A 20791-nucleotide genomic window follows, 5' to 3' on the forward strand; every position below is an offset into this window, starting at 1 on the left:
GCATCAGGAGCCGTTACAGGGACGATGGCATCGCCATCTGTCCCGAACATGCGCAGCGGTTAACGGGTAAAAGCGTAAACCTCGCCACCTTTGGCTTGCACCAACAGTTTGTCGCTGGCAACGACCGGTTTACTCAGCAAGCCAGAGCCGTCGACTTTCTGCTGAACCACAAAACGACCGTCAGTGGTATTCACCCAGTGCATATAACCTTCGGCATCACCGACAACCAGATAACCGTTATACAACGCAGGTGCGGTTACATTGCGGTGCAGCAGATCGCTCTGCCGCCAGAGTACCACCCCGCCGTTGGTATTCAGCGCGACGATGCGATCATCTTGATCCACCAGATAAATGCGATCACCATCAACAATAAAATCGTTTACCGACCCAATCTCACGCTTCCAGGTAATCTGTCCAGAACGCAGATCCAGTGCTGTCAGGTTGCCATTATATCCCAGCGCATACACGACGTTACCTGCCACAACCGGTGTGGTATCGACATCATTCAGACGAGCGATTTCGGTCGCGCCGCCAGGTTGGGAGATACGCTGCTGCCAGATCAACTGACCTTGATTAATCATGACGGCGCTTACGCGTCCATTGTCGCCACCGACAATAGCGGCGCCAAACGCGGTTGTCGGCGCAGATTCACCGCGCAACGACAGCGACGGCATATCCAGATTTACCGTCCATTTGATGGTGCCATCAGACTCGCTAAGCGCCTGCAGCATGCCGTTGCTGGTATGAATAATGACCACACCATCACTGACCACCGGGCTGGATAACACTTCACCCGCCACTTTGGTCTGCCACTGCAACGAGCCGTCATCAGCATTCAGGGCAAAAAGCTGCGCCCGTTCGCTGCCGACATAAACATGGTTACCCGATACGGAAACACCGCCTGACAGCAATGCAGGGCGATTGCTGGACAGCAGGCCGGTTTTCTCCGCCAGATCGGCGCGCCATTTCTCTTCACCGCTATTAAGATCCAAGGCTTTCACCGTACCGTGGCGATCGGCGGCATAAACATGGCTGTCCTGCCAGGTCGGATGCAGATTGGAGTAGAACTCCCCCGTACCGTCCCCAACGGAGCGACTCCAGACTTTGGTGGGGGTAAACTGGTTGGTCACCTGCGGCAGAGGGGACATTTTGACCACGTCCTCCTCACGATCAAACAGCGAACAGCCGCTCAGCAGGGTAACAGAAACCAGTCCGACCAAAAGTGTTTTACGCAGTTGCATGAAGTCCCTCTTAGCTGGGCAGATTATTCAGTTTGATACGCAACAGGGATTGCAGGCCCTGAGAAGGTTTTGCCGCCATACCTTTACTGTAAGCATCTCGAGCGCCCTGATTGTCGCCTTTGCTCGCCAGCACATCACCGCGAACGTCAGCAACCATCGCCGCCCAACCTTCCAGCTTGATGGCATCCAGCGTCTTCAAGGCTTCATCCGGCTTCTTCTGCTGCAATAATACGCGAGCCAGACGCAGGTTAATCAGCGCCTGTAGATCGCCATCTTTGGTTTGGCTCAATGCCAGGCGGAGCTGCTGCTCAGCGTTGGCGATATCATTTTTTTCAACAAACTGGTGCGCCAGCGCCAGTGCGGTCAGCGCGGCATAATTGCCGTGATCACCGGCAACAAATTTTTGAGCGCCAGCAACGCCTTCCGCCGTACCGGCAGACAGCGATTCGGTGACTTGCTGATAGGCAGCGGAAGCCGCCATCGCGCTACTTTCCTGATGATTTTGCCAAAAGCGCCAACCGACCAGGGCACCGACACCCAGCACCACGCCGATAGCCAGCGCCTTGCCGTTTTCAACAAAGAAGCGGCGAATTACCTCAACCTGTTCGTTTTCAGTGGTATAAACTTCCACGCTGCCTTTCTCCTTAATTCAGTAACGCCGCCAGGCGCGCCGCTACATCCGCTTGAGACAGAGTTTCCTGCTCGCCGTTGGTCAGGTTTTTCAGCACGACCTGCCCGGCCGCCACTTCAGTTTCACCCAGCACCAACGCAACACGAGCCCCACTCTTATCCGCACGGGCAAACTGTTTTTTGAAGTTACCGCCACCGTAGTTGGTCATCAATTTCAGTTGCGGCAGCGCGTCACGCAGTTTTTCCGCCAGGCGAATCGCCGCATGTTGCGTACCCGCACCCGATGAAATCAGATAGGCATCTACGCCAGGCTGTACCGCAAACGCTGGATTGACCGTTTGTACCAGCAGCACCAGACGCTCTAGCCCCATGCCAAAACCTACCGCCGGGGTACTGGAACCGCCAAGCTGCTCAACCATACCGTCATAGCGACCACCGCCACACACCGTTCCCTGTGATCCCAGACTGCTGGTGACCCATTCGAAAACAGTGCGGTTGTAATAGTCCAGCCCACGAACCAGCCGCGGATTAACCTTATATGGGATACCTGACTGGGTTAAAAGTTCACACAATTCATCGAAATGCGTACGAGACTCGTCATCCAGATAGTCGGTCAGGGTCGGCGCGTTATTCAGTAACGCCTGCACCTGCGCATTCTTGGAATCCAGTACCCGCAACGGGTTGGTATACATACGGCGCAAGCAGTCTTCATCCAACTGATCTTTATGCTGTTCCAGAAACGCGATCAGCGCATCGCGATAACGGGCGCGGGCATCCAATGAACCAATGGAATTCAGTTCCAGATTAACATGCTGATCGATCCCCAACACACGCCACCAGCGGGCGGTCATCAGGATCATTTCCGCATCGATATCCGGCCCTTTCAGGCCAAACACTTCGCAACCCAGTTGATGGAACTGGCGATAGCGCCCTTTCTGCGGACGCTCATGACGAAACATCGGGCCGGTATACCACAACCGCTGCTCCTGATTGTACAGGATACCGTGTTCAATCCCGGCGCGAACGCACCCCGCAGTCCCCTCAGGACGCAACGTCAGGCTGTCGCCGTTGCGGTCTTCAAACGTGTACATTTCCTTTTCAACGACATCGGTCACTTCGCCGATCGCACGTTTGAACAACGAAGTCTGCTCGACGAGCGGTGTACGAATTTCGCTATAGCCGTACCCGCGGAGTACCTGTTTCAGGCTATCTTCAATACGCTGCCACAGTGCCGTTTCGGCTGGCAGGTAGTCGTTCATGCCACGGATGGCTTGAATATTCTTTGCCACGTCAGTTCTCTATGCGTTTTCAGAAAGTAATGCGCTGTTAAAAAATAGACCCGATTATAGAAGCAACGACGCAATGTCTTCAATGTCGCTGCCGCCATCATCGGGTGCTTCAGTTCAGGAATTCGTACCGGATCGCATCCAGACTTGCCGGATGAATCACTTATCCACCATATTGACGGCGATACGCTGTTTTTCATCCAGCATAGACGCCTTGGCGCGGATCCTGGCTTCCAGTTGATCGATCATATCGTCGTTGTCAAAGCGCTCTTTCTGGCGTACGCCATCTTCGTAAAAACCGCTCTTCTTATTGCCGCCGGTGACACCCAGCGTCGAGACCAGCGCCTCACCTGGGCCGTTGACCACGCAACCGATAATCGACACATCCATCGGCGTGATGATGTCTTCCAGTCGCTGCTCCAGCGCGTTCACCGTGCCGATAACATCAAACTCCTGACGTGAGCAGGTCGGGCAGGCAATAAAATTAATGCCGCGTGAACGAATACGCAGTGACTTGAGGATATCAAAACCGACTTTAACCTCTTCCACCGGATCCGCCGCCAGTGACACACGCAGGGTGTCACCGATACCTTCAGAGAGCAGTAAGCCAAGACCAATAGCTGACTTCACCGCACCGCTACGTGCCCCACCCGCTTCTGTGATGCCTAAATGCAGCGGTTGATCAATACGGGACGCCAGCAAGCGATAGGACTGCACCGCTAAAAAGACATCCGATGCTTTCACGCTGACCTTGAACGAATGGAAATTAAGGCGATCGAGGATATCCACATGGCGCATAGCGGATTCCAGCAACGCTTCCGGCGTCGGCTCGCCATATTTTTCCTGCAAGTCTTTTTCCAGAGAACCGGCATTGACGCCGATACGAATCGGAATATTTTTGTCACGCGCGCAATCCACCACCGAACGAATACGCTCTTCGCTGCCGATGTTGCCAGGGTTAATACGCAGACAATCAACCCCGTATTCCGCTACTTTTAACGCAATACGGTAGTCAAAATGGATATCCGCCACCAGCGGTACATCCACTTGTTGTTTAATCAGACGAAATGCCTCTGCAGCATCCATCGTCGGTACCGACACGCGCACGATATCCACACCAACCCGCTCGAGCGACTTAATCTGCCTGACTGTCGCGTCGACATCGGTAGTGCGGGTATTGGTCATCGACTGCACTGCAATCGGTGCACCGTCACCGACAGGCACCTTGCCGACATAAATCCGGGTTGATTTGCGGCGGTTGATGGGTGCGGGATTATGCATCACTTCTTCTCCACAATTGCCAGTGCGACGGCACCATTACTCTGCCGTCAGCGTAATACGAGCCACCTGATGGCTTTTGACAAACCGGCTCAAATCAACCTGTTTGCCCTGAAACTCGACCTGTACCGCACCCGGCGCGCCGATTTTCAACCGGTACGGCGCCTGGCCGGTCAGATTCAACACATTGCCGTTACGCTGTACGCCGCTGAACAGTTTTTTGCCCGCTGCATCTACCACTTCCAGCCAGCAATCCGCCGTAAAACGTATTACGATAGCGCCTGGGGCTTCTGCCGTTGTCGCTGCACTGGCCGGTGCGGTAGCGGTCTGGTTCAACAAGGACTGATCAGAAGACGGCGCTGGAGCCTGAGACGCCGTACCCGCCGCTACAGGCGTATTATTCGGTGCAACTGGCGTCGACGCAGCAGGTTGAGACGGCGTTGCGGCCGACGAATTCAGCGCAATAGGCTGCCCGTTATTCATCGCCGCGTTGTTAACCGCTGTATTATTCACCGCCGTATTGTCATCGGTATCAACCGGCTCCGGATCAGTGTTCACATCGCTTGCCTGCCCGCCGTTACGATTCTGGGAAGCCGCGGCGTGATCCACCATTGAATTGATTTCCTGCTGTTGAGCCTGATGATTCTGCCACCACCAGGCGACGGTCAGGCCCAACACGCCGATCAAAATCAGCCAGGTGAACAGCATCAACCAGCCATCACGCTTTTTGCGGCTCTTACCTAATGCCAGACGCTGCATCGGTGCCACATTGGAAACGCGACTTGGCATGACCTGCTTTTCCAGCATCGGCAATAATTCATCTTCGGGGAGGTGAACCAGTCGGGCATAGGAGCGGATGTAACCGCGAAGAAAAGTAGGAGCAAGACCAGCAGGCGTATTGTTATCTTCTATTTCACGAACGGTCGATAGTTTCAGGCATAACCGTTCAGCAACAACCTGTTGCGTCAATCCCAGTTGCTCGCGCGCCTCACGCAAACGTTCGCCAGGAGTCATTATCGTTGCTGCAGTATTATCTTGAGTGGCTTCAGTATTCATTAGCTAAGAACTGCTGGTACTGTTTGGATTGTGGAAAACTTCGCGCCAGCAATCCGCCATAACGTTCTACTTCGTCATGATGATTCGCCAGCGCGGCGAAACGAATCTGTAGCCACACACTTTCGGCGCTTGCCGCAAGTTGTGACTGATAAATACTCAGGAGCAATCGCGCCTGATCATGGCGACCGGCGTTGAAACGATTCTCCGCCTCCGCCAGAAGCCGATTGCCTTTCGCAGGATCGTATCTCAGTGCACGACTGAGCCACTGACCTGCCTCATCTGACTGCCCGGCTTTGAGAAAGCAATACCCCGCGTTCTCAAGCGCATCGGCAACCTGATGGTAATCAGGGAGTTGCGCGGCAGCGGCAAATTGCTGTTGCGCCGCTACATACTGCCCTAAACCACAGAGAAACGCACCGTAATTATTCATCACGCCGCCGTTGGCGGGCGCCTGTCGCAACAGACGTCGATAGCGTTTTTCAGCCGCCGGGTTTTCGCCAATACGCTGCTCGTACAGCGCCATACCTAACTGAGTACGGTAATCATCCGGTGCCAGTTGCTCTGCTTTTTGCAGATTATCACGCGCCGCATCAATATTATTCCGGGACAGATATTCCAGCCCCAGTTGCAACCGCGTTTGTGCCGCTGCAGGATTAGCCTGCTTCGACGGCGAGTGCAAACACCCAGCCAGCAATCCAATACCTGCGACTAATGCCGCACACTTTCCCGGCAACATCCGTTTCATCCCTGATACTCCTTGCAGCCATCCTGGCTCATCACCTCTGTGACATATTAACGCAATCGATGACCCACCACAGCCTGTCATCAACCAACAACGGTATGAAGCCGTCGCCGGGCCTTCAATAACCCCACCGTATGATAAGCCCCGAAAACGTATTTATCACCTGCTTTCCTCAGAAAGCAGGTTGATTTGACATCATTTTCAGACGGTTTTTACCGCAATCGTGTCGCGTTCCATCTTTTTCTTCAACGTGCGCTTGGTGCGATCCACCACTTCTCCCGCCAACTGACCGCACGCCGCATCGATATCATCACCGCGAGTTTTACGCACGATAGTCGTAAAACCATACTCCATCAACACCTTGGAAAAGCGGTCAACCCGGCTGTTGGAACTACGGCCATAAGGCGCGCCGGGGAACGGGTTCCAGGGGATCAGGTTTATCTTGCACGGCGTGTCTTTCAGGCACTCCGCCAACTGATGCGCATGCTCGGTGCCATCGTTGATGTGATCCAACATCACGTATTCCACCGTCACACGCCCCTGATTCGCGTTGGATTTGTCCAGATAACGTCGTACCGCGGCCAGAAAGGTCTCGATATCATACTTTTTATTAATCGGCATGATTTCGTTACGAATTTCATCCGTTGGCGCATGCAGGGAAATCGCCAGCGCCACGTCAATCATATCGCCCAGTTTATCCAGCGCAGGGACAACCCCAGACGTTGACAACGTCACCCGACGTTTAGACAAACCGAAACCAAAATCATCCAGCATGATTTCCATCGCCGGCACCACATTGGTCAGGTTCAGTAACGGTTCACCCATCCCCATCATCACCACGTTGGTGATAGGACGCTGACCTGTTACTTTGGCGGCACCGATAATTTTCGCCGCACGCCATACCTGCCCGATAATTTCAGATACGCGCAGGTTGCGGTTAAACCCCTGCTGCGCGGTAGAACAGAATTTGCACTCCAGCGCACACCCCACCTGTGAGGACACACAGAGCGTGGCGCGGTCATCTTCTGGGATGTACACCGTCTCCACACGCTGGCCGTCAACCAGAATCGCCCACTTGATGGTACCGTCAGAAGAGCGTTGCTCGTCCACGACTTCCGGTGCCCGAATTTCCGCGATCGCCTGCAGCTTGCCGCGCAGAACCTTATTAATATCGGTCATCTGGTTAAAATCATCACAGCAGTAATGATACATCCATTTCATGACCTGATCGGCACGGAACGGTTTTTCACCCAGCTGTGCAAAAAAGGCGCGCATTTGCTGGCGATTGAAATCCAACAGGTTGATTTTTTCATTGCTGCTGGCGGCAACGGCGATAGCGTCGGATACAGCAACGGCGGAAGATACGGTTTGCTCAGACATAAATTGACTCATGGCCTCGTTGTTACACGTTATGGCGCGAAAGGGAAACGGATAAAGAAACGCCCTGGTTAAGCGCGTGCTCACCCAGGGCGCGGCATTGTACAAATTTTATAACACCCGCGCTACCTCAGCCTGATTATTTCACCGGGAAGCACGTGTCTGGCCGACTATAGCGGTTAGCTACGCGGGAAGATTTCGTCAGCGCTGAAGAAATAAGCGATTTCACGCTCGGCAGATTCTACGGAATCTGAACCATGTACCGCATTCGCGGTGAAGCTGTCAGCATAGTCAGCACGCAGGGTACCCGCCAGCGCGTTGGCCGGGTTGGTAGCACCCATGATATCGCGGTTACGCTGTACCGCGTTTTCCGCCTGCAACACCTGCACCATGATCGGGCCGGAAGTCATAAAATCTACCAGGCCGTCAAAGAACGGTTTGCCTTTATGCTCAGCGTAGAACCCTTCTGCCTGTTCGCGGCTCAGGTGCAGCATTTTAGAGGCAATAATGGTGAAACCCGCGCTTTCGAAACGGGCATAAATCGCGCCGATCGCGTTTTTGGCAACTGCGTTTGGTTTGATAATAGAGAAGGTACGTTCTACCGTCATAGTGGCCTCATCCAATAACATGTCATAACAGCTGGTCATACCCTAAATAATTCGGGTTGCAGGAAGGCGGCGACGCAGTGAATCCCTGGGAGCTTACATAAGTAAGTGACCGGGTGAGCGAGGAAAGCCAACGCATCTGCAACATGAAGTATGACGGGTATAGATAAAGTTATAATACCAGCCCGTGTAAAGTGGCGCCGATTATAGAGGCACTGTCATGACTTTCCCATCAGGAAAATAACATTTTCGTAAAAAAAATTTAGCCTCTTCGTCGGTATGCTACCTGCACGACGATAACAACTCTGACCCAGACCATACCGCGATACCAGACACCTTGCTCAGAGCAGAAATATTACTGACAATGCCATCAATTGACACATGCAGGATCGGTGAACCGATCCATACGGGGAGGTTTTATGTCTACATCTGCCGCCGGGCTGTTTGTTAGCGCATCCTGGCTGAATACGCATCGCCACGATGCCGATATCGCCTTGATTGACGCTCGCATGTTGCCGCCAGGCAACGATACACGCGATATCGCCGCCGAATACCGTGCAGAACATGTGCCGGGCGCGGTGTTTTTCGATATCGAGTCCCTTTCTGACCACCACACTCCTCTGCCGCACATGATGCCAGACATCGCGACCTTTGCTGACGCACTGGGCAAACTGGGGCTGAGCGAGCAACAGCACCTGGTGATTTACGATGAAGGTAACCTGTTTTCCGCACCACGGGCCTGGTGGATGCTGCGACTGGCGGGCGCTCCACGCATTTCTATTCTCAGTGGCGGTCTGGCTGGATGGAAACAGCAGGGCTTCGCTCTGGAACAAGGGAACGCGTCGCCCGTTGCCAACGTATTCCATGCCCCAATGCCAACCGCAGGCGCTATCCGCTCGCTTGCTGAGGTGCTGGAGCTTTGCCACACAGGTAATGAACAAATCGTTGATGCTCGCCCTGCGCCGCGCTTTCTCGGTGAAATGGATGAACCCCGGCCAGGGTTACGCCGTGGACATATTCCTGGCAGTTTCAACGTTCCCTGGAACCTGTTGGTTGACCACGGTACGCTAAAACCAGCTGATGAACTGGCTGCCATCTTTCATCAGGCTGGTGTCGACATCCAGCGTCCGATTGTCGCCAGTTGCGGCTCCGGTGTGACGGCATCGGTCGTGTTGCTGGCATTGTTTGTACTCAATGCGCCGCACATTTCGCTCTACGACGGTTCATGGAGTGAATGGGGTGCACGCGATGACGTGCCGGTCGTTACCGGCTAGCGAAGATACCCTTCTAAACAGACATTCGATGCATAAAAAAAAACGGCACAGGCCTGTCAGCCTATGCCGTTTTTATGTGCTCTGCGTTTACTGCGAAGCCGCTATCACGGAATTCCCGCTAGGCCTGCACGCCATTTTTGAATTCGCGCAGGAAGCTGCCCCATTTGCGCTCGTAAAACGGCGTCGTGTGGCGAATCAGGAAATGACTGATACCGGGTTCTTCATTGTTCACCAGACAAATATCGATCGGACGGTCATCTGGCTGCGTATCCGTAGCCACCGAACCGGCAGCCTGAATCAGCTCCTCCACCTCATCGCCATAGATATCCAGCCCAATCAGCAAATGCGGTTGTTCTTCATCGGGTTCCTGAATCTGCGCCAGAAACGCCCGCTTAACATTACGGTGTTTGCTGAACAATTGGGTCAGCGACTCAATCATCTGTGTTGGCATCTCTGCCGGAATGCCGATTTTCAGTTCGGTATCACCATCCAGAACATGCTGTTGCGCCAGACCATTGCCCTCGGCGGACAACAGGTGCTCAATTTCCTGCGGCAGAAACTCTTTGCCATACGGTAACTTCGGGTTCAAAAACAGCGTGGCGCCGCGGGTGATATCAAACAGCGTTCTGGCAGGTAATGCCAGAAACGCCTGTTCATCGGTCACCGCCAGTTGTAACGCTTCCAGCGAAGAAAAAAACGGAATCGCGGAATCGCCATCCGGTTTATCCCAATGCTGCAATTGCAACCCGCTGTCTGCCGAGACAACGTCACCGGATATTTCGTTTTCTTCGCTGTGACCAAGTACATACACCGTGGCTTCCAGCAATTCGCTGAAAAACTCAGGACGGTGAGCCGGTTCCGATGCGGCCAGCTTTAACACCTCTTCCAGCCGATTGTGGGGTGAAAACTCCATAACTCTCCTCAATGCTTAACATGAGCGGTAAGCACAGTAACGACAACAGGGAACATCGGTTCCCTGTTGTCGTCTTCACATTGCCTGAACCAGGTTAACCCGCTTTATGTAGCAGGAAATCAGCCAGCGTACGCACGCCTAAACCGGTTGCACCAGCAGACCATTGATCCACCGCCGACTTACGGTAAGTGGCAGAACAGTCGATATGCAACCAACCCTGCTGGTAGTTCTTCACAAAGTGAGACAGGAACGCCGCCGCGGTGCTGGCACCGGCGGTATGGGCCGCCCCCGCCACATTATTCAGTTCAGCGAAGTTAGACGGTAAATGCTGGCGGTGGAACTCTTCCAACGGCAAACGCCAGAACGGCTCGTCTTCACGACGGGCACTCTCCATCAGCGAATCAATCATCGCATCGTCGAAGCTAAACAGCGCGTGATAGTCATTCCCCAACGCCGTTTTAGCCGCACCGGTCAGGGTCGCACAATCCACAATCCACTGCGGATTCTGCTCAGACGCATCAATCAGTCCATCGGCCAGGACCAGGCGCCCTTCCGCATCAGTGTTCATGACTTCGACGGTTTTACCATTACGATAGCGAATAATGTCACCCAGACGGAATGCGTTGCCGCTGACCATGTTATCTGCGCAACACAGATACAGTTTTACGCGCTGTTGCAAGCCACGGGCTGCCGCCAGTGCCAGTGCACCGGTTACCAAAGCCGCACCGCCCATGTCCGACTTCATGGAATCCATGAAGCTACTGCCTTTCAGGCTGTAACCACCGCTATCAAAGGTGATGCCTTTACCGACCAGACAGGCCAGCACCGGCGCGTCTGCGTTGCCAGTCGGGTTGTAATCCAGCGCCAGCAATACCGGCGAACGTTCAGAACCGCGACCCACGGTGTGCAGGCCAGCATAGTTCTGCTGGCGCAGATCTTCGCCTTTGGTAATGCGATAAGAGATAGCGTCGCCCGCCACGCTGCACAGCAGATCGATAGCACGGGTGGCCAGTTGCTCCGGCGCCAGATCTTCCGCTGGCAGGTTGATGGTATCTCGCACCCAGTCAACGATTTTCAGACGGCGTTCCAGCTCCTGCTGTTGCGCTTCGGGCAACGTGGCCCACTCCACCGTACGTTTGCCCTTCGGCCCACGGTATCCCTGCCAGAACGCCCAACTGCTTTCCAGATCCCAGCCATCGCCAGCCAGTTTGACGTGTTTGATGCCCTGCCCATCGATTTTACGGGCAGCTCGCTGAATAATAGTCTGCGGCTTGCTGCCGGACAGATGAATGGTAAATCCCTGCTCATTGGCGGTTAACGAGGCTTTCTCACCCCAGCGTGAGTCTGCTGGCTGATGGGAAAGGGTAATCAGCATCGCTTCAGTTGTCATACATCTACTCCAAATTGGCTCTCATTTAATTGGGCCTTGCTCTTGTTAGCCCACTCTCGCCATGATGAAAAAAGAGAAAACGGGCCACCTCAAGGTAGCCCGTTGACTAATTTAGTTATTCGGCCTCATCCAGCCACACGAGCAGGATAGCTTCCAGAATTTTTTCGTTCGACGCATCAGGTTCATCGTCAAACTCATCCAGTTCGCAAATCCAGCGGTGTAGATCGGTGAAACGCACAGTTTTTGGGTCAGTATCTGGATACAAATCGTACAACGCTTCGCCGATTTCGCGGCTATCGGTCCATTTCAGTCCCATGAATTACCCCATCAGTGTTCGCGTGCATGGTTAATGGTATAACGCGGAATTTCCACCACCAGATCTTCATCGGTGACACGCGCCTGGCACCCCAGACGGCTTTCCGGTTCCAGTCCCCAGGCTTTGTCCAGCATGTCATCTTCGTCTTCGGTACTTTCCGGCAACGAATCAAACCCTTCCCGAACAATGCAGTGACAGGTGGTACAAGCACAGGATTTCTCGCAGGCATGCTCTATCTCGATACCGTTACGCAATGCCACGTCCAGAATGGTTTCACCACTGTTCGCTTCTAAAACCGCCCCTTCCGGACATAAATCCTGATGCGGCAGAAAAACAATCTTGGGCATGTTATACCTCGTCCACAGAATGGCCTGCCAGCGCACGGCGAATAGATTCATCCATCCGGCGAGCAGCGAATTCCTGGGTTTGTTGATCTAATTTTTTAATCGCGGCCTCAATCGCTGAGGCATCGTTTTCCTGTGCAGCCTGCTGCAAATGAAGACTGGCAGCGTCTATCGCCGCCCGCTCTTGCGAGGTGAGCAACGCGGCATCCGCTGCCAGTGCGCTAGTGAGGCTTTCGAGCACGCGTGTGGCTTCCACCCGCTGTTCTGCCAGCCTGCGCGCACTAATATCACTCTGCACGTTCTGCATAGAATCGGTAATCATGGTGGCGATTTCATCGTCGCTCAAACCATAAGACGGCTTCACCTGAATTGAGGCTTCCACCCCGGTGGATTTCTCCATCGCAGTGACGCTCAGCAATCCGTCGGCATCCACCTGGAACGTGACCCGAATATGCGCACCACCAGCAGGCATTGCCGGAATACCACGCAGCGTGAAACAACCAAGCGAACGGCAATCCTGTACCAGCTCGCGTTCACCCTGCAACACGTGAATCATCATCGCGGTCTGGCCATCCTTGAAGGTAGTGAACTCCTGCGCGCGCGCCACCGGAATCGTGGTATTACGCGGAATCACTTTCTCGACCAGTCCCCCCATGGTTTCCAGTCCCAGCGACAATGGGATCACATCCAGCAACAGCATTTCACTGTCGGGCTTGTTACCGACCAGAATATCCGCCTGAATAGCCGCGCCGATAGCCACCACCTTATCCGGATCGATAGAGGTCAACGGCGTGCGGCCAAAGAATTCGCCGACCTGCTCACGTACCAGCGGTACACGGGTCGATCCGCCAACCATCACGACTTCTTTCACCTCGTCCAGCTCAACACCCGCGTCTTTGAGCGAGCGTCGACAAGACAACAGCGTGCGTTTCACCAGCGGTGCAATCAACGCATTGAACTGTTCACGGGTAATCTCACCTTGCCAGCCCGCTACCGATACCGGCACAGATTGCGACTCACTCAGGGCGATCTTAGTCTGTACCGCGGTATTGAGCAGCGTCTGTTGCAATTGATGATCATCACGCACGACGATACCGGCCTGTCCGCGAATCCACTCAACCAGCAGGTGGTCAAAATCATCCCCCCCCAAGGCCGAGTCACCGCCGGTCGCCAGCACTTCAAATACCCCACGGCTAAGGCGCAGGATAGAAATATCAAAGGTACCGCCGCCCAGATCATATACAGCGATAACGCCTTCCTGACCGGAATCCAGGCCATAGGCTATCGCCGCCGCCGTGGGTTCATTAAGCAGGCGCAGCACATGCAGACCCGCCAGACGGGCGGCGTCTTTGGTGCCCTGACGCTGAGCGTCATCAAAATAAGCCGGCACAGTAATCACCACGCCGTCAGGCACCCCATTGAGCGCCTCTTCAGCACGGCGAGTCAGCGCAGATAGGATGTCGGCCGAGATCTGAATCGGATTGCGTGGACCACCAGCGGTTTGCAACACCGGCAAACCATTCTCGCTGGCGGTAAACTGATAAGGCAGATGAGGATAACGCTGACGGATGTCGGAAAGTGACCGTCCCATTAAGCGCTTGACGGAGCTGACGGTGTTAACTGGGTCAATGGCCGCCTGCTGACGAGCCTCCCAACCAACGGTGTGCCCGTCAGCATCATAATGCACAACAGACGGTAACAGGTGACGCCCGTTATGGTCAGGCAGTGTCTGTGCCTCGCCACTTCGGACCGTGGCAACCAGAGAATGGGTGGTTCCCAGATCAATGCCAACAGCCAAACGGTGCTGATGCGGCGCTGCACTCAGTCCTGGTTCGCTGATTTGTAATAAGGCCATATTGAGCTTCCATCAATTGGCGGGCGGGCAAACCTGACATCAGGTCATGATTGCCCTACCGGATTGAATGTGACTTATCGTTCCAGCAATTGTTCTTCGAGTTGTTCGACCTGCTGCCGGAGTCGATCAAAAAAGCGTAGTTTACGCACGGTATCCGCTGCATCCGACCAGGATTCAGCATCCAGCTCGCTCACCATTTGCTCGCTACGCTGGCGGATCATCCCTTGCAGACGCTGTGCAAATGCCGCCAGCGCACTTTCCGCATCCGGTCGGCGTTCAATCTCATCGAGCTCTTCGCGCAGCTCCATCTGCTCCATCAGGAATGCAGTATCATGGAGCGTATGCTGCTCGCTGCTCAAATCGAAGCCGTGCAAAGATAGCATATACTCGGCGCGTTTCAGTGGGTGCTTTAGCGCCTGATAGGCATTATTGATGGTGGCTGCCTGTTGTAGCGCCATCATACGGTCGCGTTCCGGGCTGGCAGCAAAGCGGTCAGGATGAAACTGACGCTGCAGTTCCTGAAACCGGGAAGCAAGCAGGCTGCCATCCACCTTATAGCGAATCGGCAGCCCGAATAAAGCAAAGTAATCCATAGTGTGCTCTGAGTTCGCAGACAATTCATGCACGCCCGCCGTGCTCTGTGCCGAAGCACACCACACGGCGGGAGCCAGTCAACAGACCGGCCAGCGGTCAGACATTAAACATTAAAGCTTTCGCCGCAACCGCATTCGCTGGAAACGTTAGGGTTATTGAACTTGAAACCTTCGTTCAGCCCTTCCTTGACGAAATCCAACTCGGTGCCGTCAAGGTAGACCAAGCTTTTACCGTCAATAATGACCTTCACGCCCTTGTCTTCAAACACCACATCATCGGTGTTCAGTTCGTCAACAAATTCCAGCACATACGCCATACCGGAGCAACCGGAAGTTCTCACCCCCAGACGCAAGCCGATACCTTTGCCGCGGTTAGCCATAAAAGCATTAACACGTTGTGCAGCACTGTCGCTCAGGGAAATCGACATAGCAAACCTCTAATTCATCTGCCTGTTATTTGTCGCTACGTTTGCTCTTGTAATCGGCGATGGCGGCTTTGATAGCGTCTTCAGCCAGAATAGAGCAGTGAATTTTCACCGGCGGCAATTCCAGTTCTTCGGCGATTTGGGTGTTCTTGATCGATTCAGCTTCCGTCAGACTTTTGCCTTTCACCCACTCGGTGACCAGCGAGCTGGAGGCGATGGCGGAACCACAACCGTAGGTTTTAAAGCGGGCATCTTCGATAATCCCCTGCTCATTGACCTTAATTTGCAGTTTCATCACGTCACCACAGGCCGGTGCGCCCACCATACCGCTGCCGATGCTCGGATCAGAAGAATCGAACGAGCCGACATTGCGCGGATTTTCATAGTGATCAATTACTTTTTCGCTGTAAGCCATAATATACGTCCTGATTCCTGCGAATTAATGGTGCGCCCATTCGATGCTGTTGATATCCACGCCTTGCTTGAACATGTCCCACAACGGAGACAAATCACGCAGACGGCCGATGGATTTACGAACCAGATCGATGGTGTAGTCAATTTCTTCTTCAGTCGTGAAGCGACCCAAAGAGAAGCGGATGGAACTGTGTGCCAGTTCATCGTTCATCCCCAGTGCACGCAGCACATAAGAAGGCTCAAGGCTGGCAGAAGTACAGGCCGAACCGGAAGACACCGCCAGATCCTTCAGCGCCATGATCAGCGACTCACCTTCTACATAGTTGAAGCTGACGTTCAGGATATTCGGTGCACCCTGCTCCAAATCGCCGTTCAGGTACACTTCTTCGATATCGTTGATGCCGTTCCACAGGCGATCACGCAGAGTACGCTGGCGAATAGCCTCTTCAGCCATTTCTTCTTTCGCGATGCGATAGGCTTCACCCATACCGACAATCTGATGAACCGGCAGGGTACCAGAACGCATACCACGTTCGTGGCCACCGCCATGCATCTGCGCTTCGATACGCACACGCGGCTTACGACGCACATACAGCGCGCCAATCCCTTTCGGGCCGTAAATCTTGTGACCGGTGAAAGACATCAGGTCAACTTTCAGTTGGCTGAGATCAATCGGCAGTTTGCCTACGCTTTGGGTCGCGTCGACATGGAAAATGATGCCGCGGCTACGACACATTTCGCCGATGGTCGCGATGTCCTGCACCACGCCGATTTCGTTATTCACATGCATGATGGACACAACAATGGTGTCATCACGCATAGCCGCTTCCAGCTCTTTCAAATCAATGATGCCGTTGCGCTGTGGTGCCAGGTAAGTTACTTCAAACCCTTCGCGCTCAAGCTGACGGCAGGTATCCAGCACGGCTTTATGCTCGGTCTTGCTGGTGATGATGTGCTTGCCTTTTTTCTGGTAGAAATTCGCCGCACCCTTGATAGCCAGATTGTCGGATTCGGTAGCGCCAGAAGTAAAAACGATCTCGCGCGGGTCCGCACCAACCAGTTCAGCCACCTGGTTACGGGCGATATCTACCGCCTCTTCCGCCTGCCAACCAAAACGGTGAGAGCGTGAGGCCGGGTTGCCGAACGTACCGTCCAGCGTCAGAAACTGCATCATTTTTTCGGCTACACGCGGATCGACCGGCGTAGTAGCGGAATAATCCAGATAAATAGGTAACTTCATTGCTCTTAAACTCCGTACATCACTTCAAAACGTTCAAGGCGTTTCGTTCTTTTTTCTTTCAGGCACGCAAGTTGACGTTGATGGTTTCTTGTATGCGTCCGTTGGAGGTACGACGCACGTCAGCATCCTGACGATCCGCGACGTCCAGAATCTCTTTGTTATTGACCAATTCATCCAGGGTGATGTTATTGAGAAACTCGCTAATGCGGTCGCTCAAATCACGCCACAGCGTGTGGGTCAGGCAGCGATCACCGCCCTGACATCCTTCTTTCCCCTGGCAGCGGGTGGCATCAACCGATTCATCCACCGCCGAGATGACCGAGCCGACAGCGATTTCGGCGGAGTCTTTCCCCAACAGATAACCACCACCTGGACCACGCACGCTGGCGACCAGCCCATGCTTGCGCAGGCGAGAGAACAGCTGTTCCAGATAAGAAAGCGAAATACCCTGACGCTCGGAGATATCCGCCAGCGGAACCGGGCCTTCCTTTGAATGCAGCGCCACATCAAGCATGGCGGTAACGGCGTAGCGGCCTTTAGATGTCAGTCTCATGTTAGTGGTATCCGTAAGATAAACATGTATTATTAAGACAAGTATTATGAGTCAAGTATACATAGCACAGTCATAAGTCTGACATTCCCGAGTGTTTCAGTCAACTATTTAACCAAGTAAATAACTCAACTATTACACCCGCACAGCACGTATTCCCAATAGCCGCCCTCAAGCCATTCTTATTCAATGATTATTCTGCGACGGATCCGATGGCGTCGTTTTGGTGATGGCGCTCAGAATGCCGCGCAGAATATTGAGCTCCTGAGTTTCCGGACGGGCGCGGGTAAACAACCGACGCAACTTGTTCATCACCTGTCCCTGATGGGACTGACGGATGAAACCGGTATGCAGCAAGGTATCTTCCAGGTGCTGATAAAAGCGCTCCAGATCATCCACCAGCGGATAAGGGCTCTCTTCGTGTGCCACTTCGCCCTGTTGCTGGCGGTCCAGCCAGGCGACGCGCACCTCATAAGACAGGATCTGTACAGCCATCGCCAGGTTGAGCGAGCTGTATTCAGGATTAGCGGGGATCGCCACATGATAGTGGCATTTTTGCAGTTCCTCATTCGTCAGCCCCACGCGTTCGCGACCGAACACAATAGCCACCGGTGCGTGCTGCGCTTCCTGAATACTGAGCACACCGCATTCGCGCGGCTCCAGCATTGGCCAGGGTAACGTGCGGGAACGAGCGCTGGTACCCACTACCAGACCGCATCCTTCCAGCGCCTGATCGAGAGTATCAACAATAGTAGCGTTGCCAATGACATCACTGGCACCCGCAGACAAGGAGATTGCCTGCGAATCGGGTTTGACCAGCGGATTAACCAGCCAAAGATTAGTCAGGCCCATGGTTTTCATCGCCCTGGCCGTTGACCCCATATTGCCGGTATGCGACGTCTCCACCAGCACAATGCGTATATTCTGTAACATGCGGACTCTGTCATACGAAACGGAAAACCGGCGTATGTTAACACAAACTTCTCTGTTTTCTCTTTCTCCTGCTATCTGCTATACTTCGCGCCGCTTTCTGTTCTTTAACATTCTTGTGGACGATACCATGCATCCGATGCTTAACATCGCCGTGCGCGCAGCGCGCAAAGGCGGCAACTTGATCGCAAAAAACTATGAAACACCTGACGCCGTTGAGGCCAGCCAGAAAGGCAGTAACGATTTTGTCACTAACGTTGATCGCGATGCAGAGCGCCTGATTATCGAGGTAATCCGTAAAGCCTACCCGCAGCACACCATCATTAGTGAAGAATGCGGTGAAATGGTGGGTGAAGATCAGGACGTGCAATGGGTTATCGATCCCCTGGATGGCACGACCAACTTCATCAAACGTCTCCCCCATTTTGCTGTTTCCATCGCCGTTCGCGTCAAAGGCCGCACCGAAGTCGCCGTTGTCTACGATCCAATGCGTAATGAACTGTTTACCGCCACCCGTGGTCAGGGCACACAGTTAAACGGTTATCGCCTGCGCGGCAGCAACGCCCGCGATCTGGACGGCACTATTCTTGCTACCGGATTCCCGTTCAAACACAAACAGCACAGCGCCAGCTATCTGCGTATACTGGAAGCCCTGTTCAGCCAGTGCGCCGACTTCCGCCGTACCGGTTCCGCTGCGCTCGATCTGGCCTATGTGGCAGCAGGCCGCGTAGATGGCTTCTTTGAGATCGGCCTGAAACCCTGGGATTTCGCTGGCGGTGAGCTGCTGGTACGTGAAGCTGGCGGCATCGTGACCGACTTCGTTGGCGGTCATAACTACCTCGCTTCCGGTAACATTGTTGCGGGTAACCCGCGCGTAGTGAAATCCCTGCTGTCCACCATCCGCGACCAGTTAAGCGACGCACTTAAGCGCTAACCCTTCCTGTGGGCATGTCATCAGCCATGCCCACGCTATGATTTCTCTCTGTTATTTTTCTTTACAACTCAGTCCTATTGAGTGAGAGTTTAACCTTATATGATAATAATTATTAAACTCATTCATTTCCTATTCACTCGATTCAGAATTGACCTATCACACAGCGGTTAATGACAGGATAAGTTATGTTAAAGAAATCATGGCGTTCTCTTCTTTTGGCTACCACACTGACCACCTCCTTCGCCAGCTTAGCCACCCAGTATCCCCTCACCGTGACCGATATCGATGGACAGCACGTCACCATCAACCAGGAACCGCAGCGCGTTGTCTTGCAGGACGGCCGCGACATCATGTCGATGGCGTTGTTAGATCGCGATAATCCGTTCCACCGACTGGTTGCCTGGAACAATCTGCCCAAGAAACAAGACACCGCTACCTGGGATCTGTTGAAGAGCAAATGGCCACAGTCTGAAGGCATCCTCGACATGGGGTTCAGCGACAAAGGCGACGTGGAACTGGAAAGCATTCTGGCTAAAAAACCAGACTTGATGATCGCCCAACTCCGCGCCAAACCGGCGCTGATGGAAAATGGCGTCATCAGCAAATTGAATGCGTTGCACATTCCGCTGGTATTTGTGGACTATGAAATCAACCCGGCCCAAAACACCGCTCCCAGCGTTGACCTGCTTGGCAAGGTGTTGAACCGCGAAGAAAACGCCAAAGCCTACACTGATTTTTACCGCCAGCACTTTAGTGATATTCAGAAAGTGACCGCCAGTATCACCCCCAAACCCACCGTATTTATCGAACCTATCGCTGGCAACACTGACGCGTGCTGCTTCACTCACGGCCACAATGGCTGGGGTGGCCTGCTGGAAGCCATCGGCGCGAAAAATATCGGCTCCGGTTTGCTGCCCGGCGCATCGGGTTTTGTCTCACTGGAAAAAGTGATCAGTGAAAAACCGGATACCTACATCATGACCGGCTCCAAACGTGGTAACGGTACCAGCAAAATTCTGCCATTTGGCTATGGTGCCAGCGACAGCGATATCCAGGAAAAAGCCAAAGCACTGCTGAGCCGTACCGGTATTGACCAGGTTCCTGCGATTAAAGCGGGTCAGGTCTATGGGGTTTACCACCACTTCTATAACCATCCGTACAACATCGTTGGTATGGAATATCTGGCCAAAGCGGTGTACCCGAAGCAGTTCAGCAATCTGAACCCGGACGAGACCTATCACTACATCGTTCGCCATTTCACCACCTTACCTGACGACAATTTTGTGTTTGCCCGTAAACTGGCTAATTAACCCATGAGTGTAACCACCGAATCCTCCATCAGCCGTGTCAGCACGGCTGAAAACAGCGCGATAGCCCATTACAATGCCGTCATCCGCC

Annotated in this window: 22 protein-coding genes; 3 read left to right on the top strand and 19 right to left on the bottom strand. The window is 53.7% G+C overall.

The window, feature by feature from the left end:
- Positions 1-59: 59 nt before the first annotated feature.
- From bamB to ndk, 8 genes are all read right to left on the bottom strand, one after another.
- Complete coding sequence (bamB, locus tag DD586_RS15090; RefSeq protein WP_012885697.1) at positions 60-1241, bottom strand: outer membrane protein assembly factor BamB; 1182 nt, start codon at positions 1239-1241, stop codon at positions 60-62.
- A gap of 10 nt (positions 1242-1251) precedes the next feature.
- Positions 1252-1872, bottom strand: coding sequence for a YfgM family protein (locus DD586_RS15095; RefSeq protein WP_012885698.1), 621 nt, complete (start codon positions 1870-1872; stop codon positions 1252-1254).
- 13 nt (positions 1873-1885) lie between these two features.
- Positions 1886-3160: a histidine--tRNA ligase gene (hisS, locus tag DD586_RS15100; RefSeq protein WP_012885699.1), complete on the bottom strand. Its 1275-nt coding sequence runs from the start codon at positions 3158-3160 to the stop codon at positions 1886-1888.
- Positions 3161-3316: 156 nt separating this feature from the next.
- On the bottom strand, positions 3317-4438 hold the full coding sequence (gene ispG / locus DD586_RS15105) for a flavodoxin-dependent (E)-4-hydroxy-3-methylbut-2-enyl-diphosphate synthase (RefSeq protein WP_012885700.1): 1122 nt from the start codon (positions 4436-4438) through the stop codon (positions 3317-3319).
- Between the two features lie 36 nt (positions 4439-4474).
- Positions 4475-5491 carry a cytoskeleton protein RodZ gene (gene rodZ, locus DD586_RS15110; protein WP_012885701.1) on the bottom strand — a complete coding sequence of 339 codons (1017 nt, stop codon included), beginning with the start codon at positions 5489-5491 and terminating at the stop codon, positions 4475-4477.
- Entirely contained in the window at positions 5481-6236 is a 756-nt protein-coding gene (pilW, locus tag DD586_RS15115) for a type IV pilus biogenesis/stability protein PilW (RefSeq protein WP_012885702.1), read from the bottom strand. Before pilW ends, rodZ begins: the two co-directional genes overlap by 11 nt.
- 198 nt (positions 6237-6434) lie before the next feature.
- Complete coding sequence (locus tag DD586_RS15120; RefSeq protein ID WP_012885703.1) at positions 6435-7613, bottom strand: bifunctional tRNA (adenosine(37)-C2)-methyltransferase TrmG/ribosomal RNA large subunit methyltransferase RlmN; 1179 nt, start codon at positions 7611-7613, stop codon at positions 6435-6437.
- Between the two features lie 176 nt (positions 7614-7789).
- Entirely contained in the window at positions 7790-8218 is a 429-nt protein-coding gene (gene ndk, locus DD586_RS15125; RefSeq protein WP_012885704.1) for a nucleoside-diphosphate kinase, read from the bottom strand.
- Positions 8219-8634: 416 nt separating this feature from the next.
- Here ndk and sseA point away from each other — a divergent pair, with 416 nt between their 5' ends.
- Positions 8635-9489 (top strand): 3-mercaptopyruvate sulfurtransferase, encoded by an 855-nt coding sequence (gene sseA, locus DD586_RS15130; RefSeq protein WP_012885705.1) that lies wholly within the window; start codon positions 8635-8637, stop codon positions 9487-9489.
- Between the two features lie 118 nt (positions 9490-9607).
- Here the strand turns inward: sseA and sseB are convergent, their stop codons facing one another.
- From sseB to trmJ, 11 genes are all read right to left on the bottom strand, one after another.
- Positions 9608-10402, bottom strand: a complete 795-nt coding sequence (gene sseB / locus DD586_RS15135; protein WP_012885706.1) for an enhanced serine sensitivity protein SseB — start codon at positions 10400-10402, stop codon at positions 9608-9610.
- A gap of 94 nt (positions 10403-10496) precedes the next feature.
- Positions 10497-11792 carry an aminopeptidase PepB gene (pepB, locus tag DD586_RS15140; protein WP_012885707.1) on the bottom strand — a complete coding sequence of 432 codons (1296 nt, stop codon included), beginning with the start codon at positions 11790-11792 and terminating at the stop codon, positions 10497-10499.
- Positions 11793-11907: 115 nt separating this feature from the next.
- Positions 11908-12108: a Fe-S cluster assembly protein IscX gene (iscX, locus tag DD586_RS15145; protein WP_012885708.1), complete on the bottom strand. Its 201-nt coding sequence runs from the start codon at positions 12106-12108 to the stop codon at positions 11908-11910.
- Between the two features lie 11 nt (positions 12109-12119).
- Positions 12120-12455, bottom strand: coding sequence for an ISC system 2Fe-2S type ferredoxin (gene fdx / locus DD586_RS15150; RefSeq protein WP_012885709.1), 336 nt, complete (start codon positions 12453-12455; stop codon positions 12120-12122).
- Position 12456: 1 nt separating this feature from the next.
- A complete protein-coding gene (gene hscA / locus DD586_RS15155; RefSeq protein WP_012885710.1) occupies positions 12457-14307 on the bottom strand; it encodes a Fe-S protein assembly chaperone HscA in 1851 nt (616 codons plus the stop codon).
- Between the two features lie 74 nt (positions 14308-14381).
- Entirely contained in the window at positions 14382-14900 is a 519-nt protein-coding gene (gene hscB, locus DD586_RS15160; RefSeq protein WP_012885711.1) for a co-chaperone HscB, read from the bottom strand.
- A 104-nt stretch (positions 14901-15004) separates the two neighbouring features.
- Positions 15005-15328 (bottom strand): iron-sulfur cluster assembly protein IscA, encoded by a 324-nt coding sequence (iscA, locus tag DD586_RS15165; protein ID WP_012885712.1) that lies wholly within the window; start codon positions 15326-15328, stop codon positions 15005-15007.
- 25 nt (positions 15329-15353) lie between these two features.
- Complete coding sequence (gene iscU, locus DD586_RS15170; protein ID WP_012885713.1) at positions 15354-15740, bottom strand: Fe-S cluster assembly scaffold IscU; 387 nt, start codon at positions 15738-15740, stop codon at positions 15354-15356.
- Between the two features lie 24 nt (positions 15741-15764).
- Positions 15765-16979 carry a cysteine desulfurase gene (gene iscS, locus DD586_RS15175; protein ID WP_012885714.1) on the bottom strand — a complete coding sequence of 405 codons (1215 nt, stop codon included), beginning with the start codon at positions 16977-16979 and terminating at the stop codon, positions 15765-15767.
- A 58-nt stretch (positions 16980-17037) separates the two neighbouring features.
- Positions 17038-17532, bottom strand: a complete 495-nt coding sequence (gene iscR, locus DD586_RS15180) for a Fe-S cluster assembly transcriptional regulator IscR (RefSeq protein WP_012885715.1) — start codon at positions 17530-17532, stop codon at positions 17038-17040.
- 183 nt (positions 17533-17715) lie between these two features.
- Positions 17716-18462, bottom strand: coding sequence for a tRNA (cytosine(32)/uridine(32)-2'-O)-methyltransferase TrmJ (gene trmJ, locus DD586_RS15185; protein WP_012885716.1), 747 nt, complete (start codon positions 18460-18462; stop codon positions 17716-17718).
- Between the two features lie 127 nt (positions 18463-18589).
- Between trmJ and suhB the strand changes: the two genes are divergently transcribed.
- On the top strand, positions 18590-19393 hold the full coding sequence (gene suhB, locus DD586_RS15190) for an inositol-1-monophosphatase (RefSeq protein WP_012885717.1): 804 nt from the start codon (positions 18590-18592) through the stop codon (positions 19391-19393).
- Between the two features lie 185 nt (positions 19394-19578).
- A complete protein-coding gene (locus tag DD586_RS15195; protein WP_012885718.1) occupies positions 19579-20703 on the top strand; it encodes an ABC transporter substrate-binding protein in 1125 nt (374 codons plus the stop codon).
- Positions 20704-20791: the final 88 nt, after the last annotated feature.

It is taken from the genome of Dickeya parazeae Ech586 (genome assembly GCF_000025065.1).
Taxonomy (GTDB): Bacteria; Pseudomonadota; Gammaproteobacteria; order Enterobacterales; family Enterobacteriaceae; genus Dickeya; species Dickeya zeae.

Bases quoted from the DNA above. Each gene is read 5' to 3' on its own strand.
- pepB (WP_012885707.1), bottom strand. From the start codon at position 11,792: ATGACAACTGAAGCGATGCTGATTACCCTTTCCCATCAGCCAGCAGAC.
- iscX (WP_012885708.1), bottom strand. From the start codon at position 12,108: ATGGGACTGAAATGGACCGATAGCCGCGAAATCGGCGAAGCGTTGTAC.
- DD586_RS15120 (WP_012885703.1), bottom strand. From the start codon at position 7,613: ATGTCTGAGCAAACCGTATCTTCCGCCGTTGCTGTATCCGACGCTATC.
- rodZ (WP_012885701.1), bottom strand. From the start codon at position 5,491: ATGAATACTGAAGCCACTCAAGATAATACTGCAGCAACGATAATGACT.
- hscB (WP_012885711.1), bottom strand. From the start codon at position 14,900: ATGGATTACTTTGCTTTATTCGGGCTGCCGATTCGCTATAAGGTGGAT.
- hscA (WP_012885710.1), bottom strand. From the start codon at position 14,307: ATGGCCTTATTACAAATCAGCGAACCAGGACTGAGTGCAGCGCCGCAT.
- iscS (WP_012885714.1), bottom strand. From the start codon at position 16,979: ATGAAGTTACCTATTTATCTGGATTATTCCGCTACTACGCCGGTCGAT.
- DD586_RS15195 (WP_012885718.1), top strand. From the start codon at position 19,579: ATGTTAAAGAAATCATGGCGTTCTCTTCTTTTGGCTACCACACTGACC.
- pilW (WP_012885702.1), bottom strand. From the start codon at position 6,236: ATGAAACGGATGTTGCCGGGAAAGTGTGCGGCATTAGTCGCAGGTATT.
- ispG (WP_012885700.1), bottom strand. From the start codon at position 4,438: ATGCATAATCCCGCACCCATCAACCGCCGCAAATCAACCCGGATTTAT.
- trmJ (WP_012885716.1), bottom strand. From the start codon at position 18,462: ATGTTACAGAATATACGCATTGTGCTGGTGGAGACGTCGCATACCGGC.
- sseB (WP_012885706.1), bottom strand. From the start codon at position 10,402: ATGGAGTTTTCACCCCACAATCGGCTGGAAGAGGTGTTAAAGCTGGCC.
- sseA (WP_012885705.1), top strand. From the start codon at position 8,635: ATGTCTACATCTGCCGCCGGGCTGTTTGTTAGCGCATCCTGGCTGAAT.
- iscU (WP_012885713.1), bottom strand. From the start codon at position 15,740: ATGGCTTACAGCGAAAAAGTAATTGATCACTATGAAAATCCGCGCAAT.
- iscA (WP_012885712.1), bottom strand. From the start codon at position 15,328: ATGTCGATTTCCCTGAGCGACAGTGCTGCACAACGTGTTAATGCTTTT.
- ndk (WP_012885704.1), bottom strand. From the start codon at position 8,218: ATGACGGTAGAACGTACCTTCTCTATTATCAAACCAAACGCAGTTGCC.
- suhB (WP_012885717.1), top strand. From the start codon at position 18,590: ATGCATCCGATGCTTAACATCGCCGTGCGCGCAGCGCGCAAAGGCGGC.
- fdx (WP_012885709.1), bottom strand. From the start codon at position 12,455: ATGCCCAAGATTGTTTTTCTGCCGCATCAGGATTTATGTCCGGAAGGG.
- bamB (WP_012885697.1), bottom strand. From the start codon at position 1,241: ATGCAACTGCGTAAAACACTTTTGGTCGGACTGGTTTCTGTTACCCTG.
- iscR (WP_012885715.1), bottom strand. From the start codon at position 17,532: ATGAGACTGACATCTAAAGGCCGCTACGCCGTTACCGCCATGCTTGAT.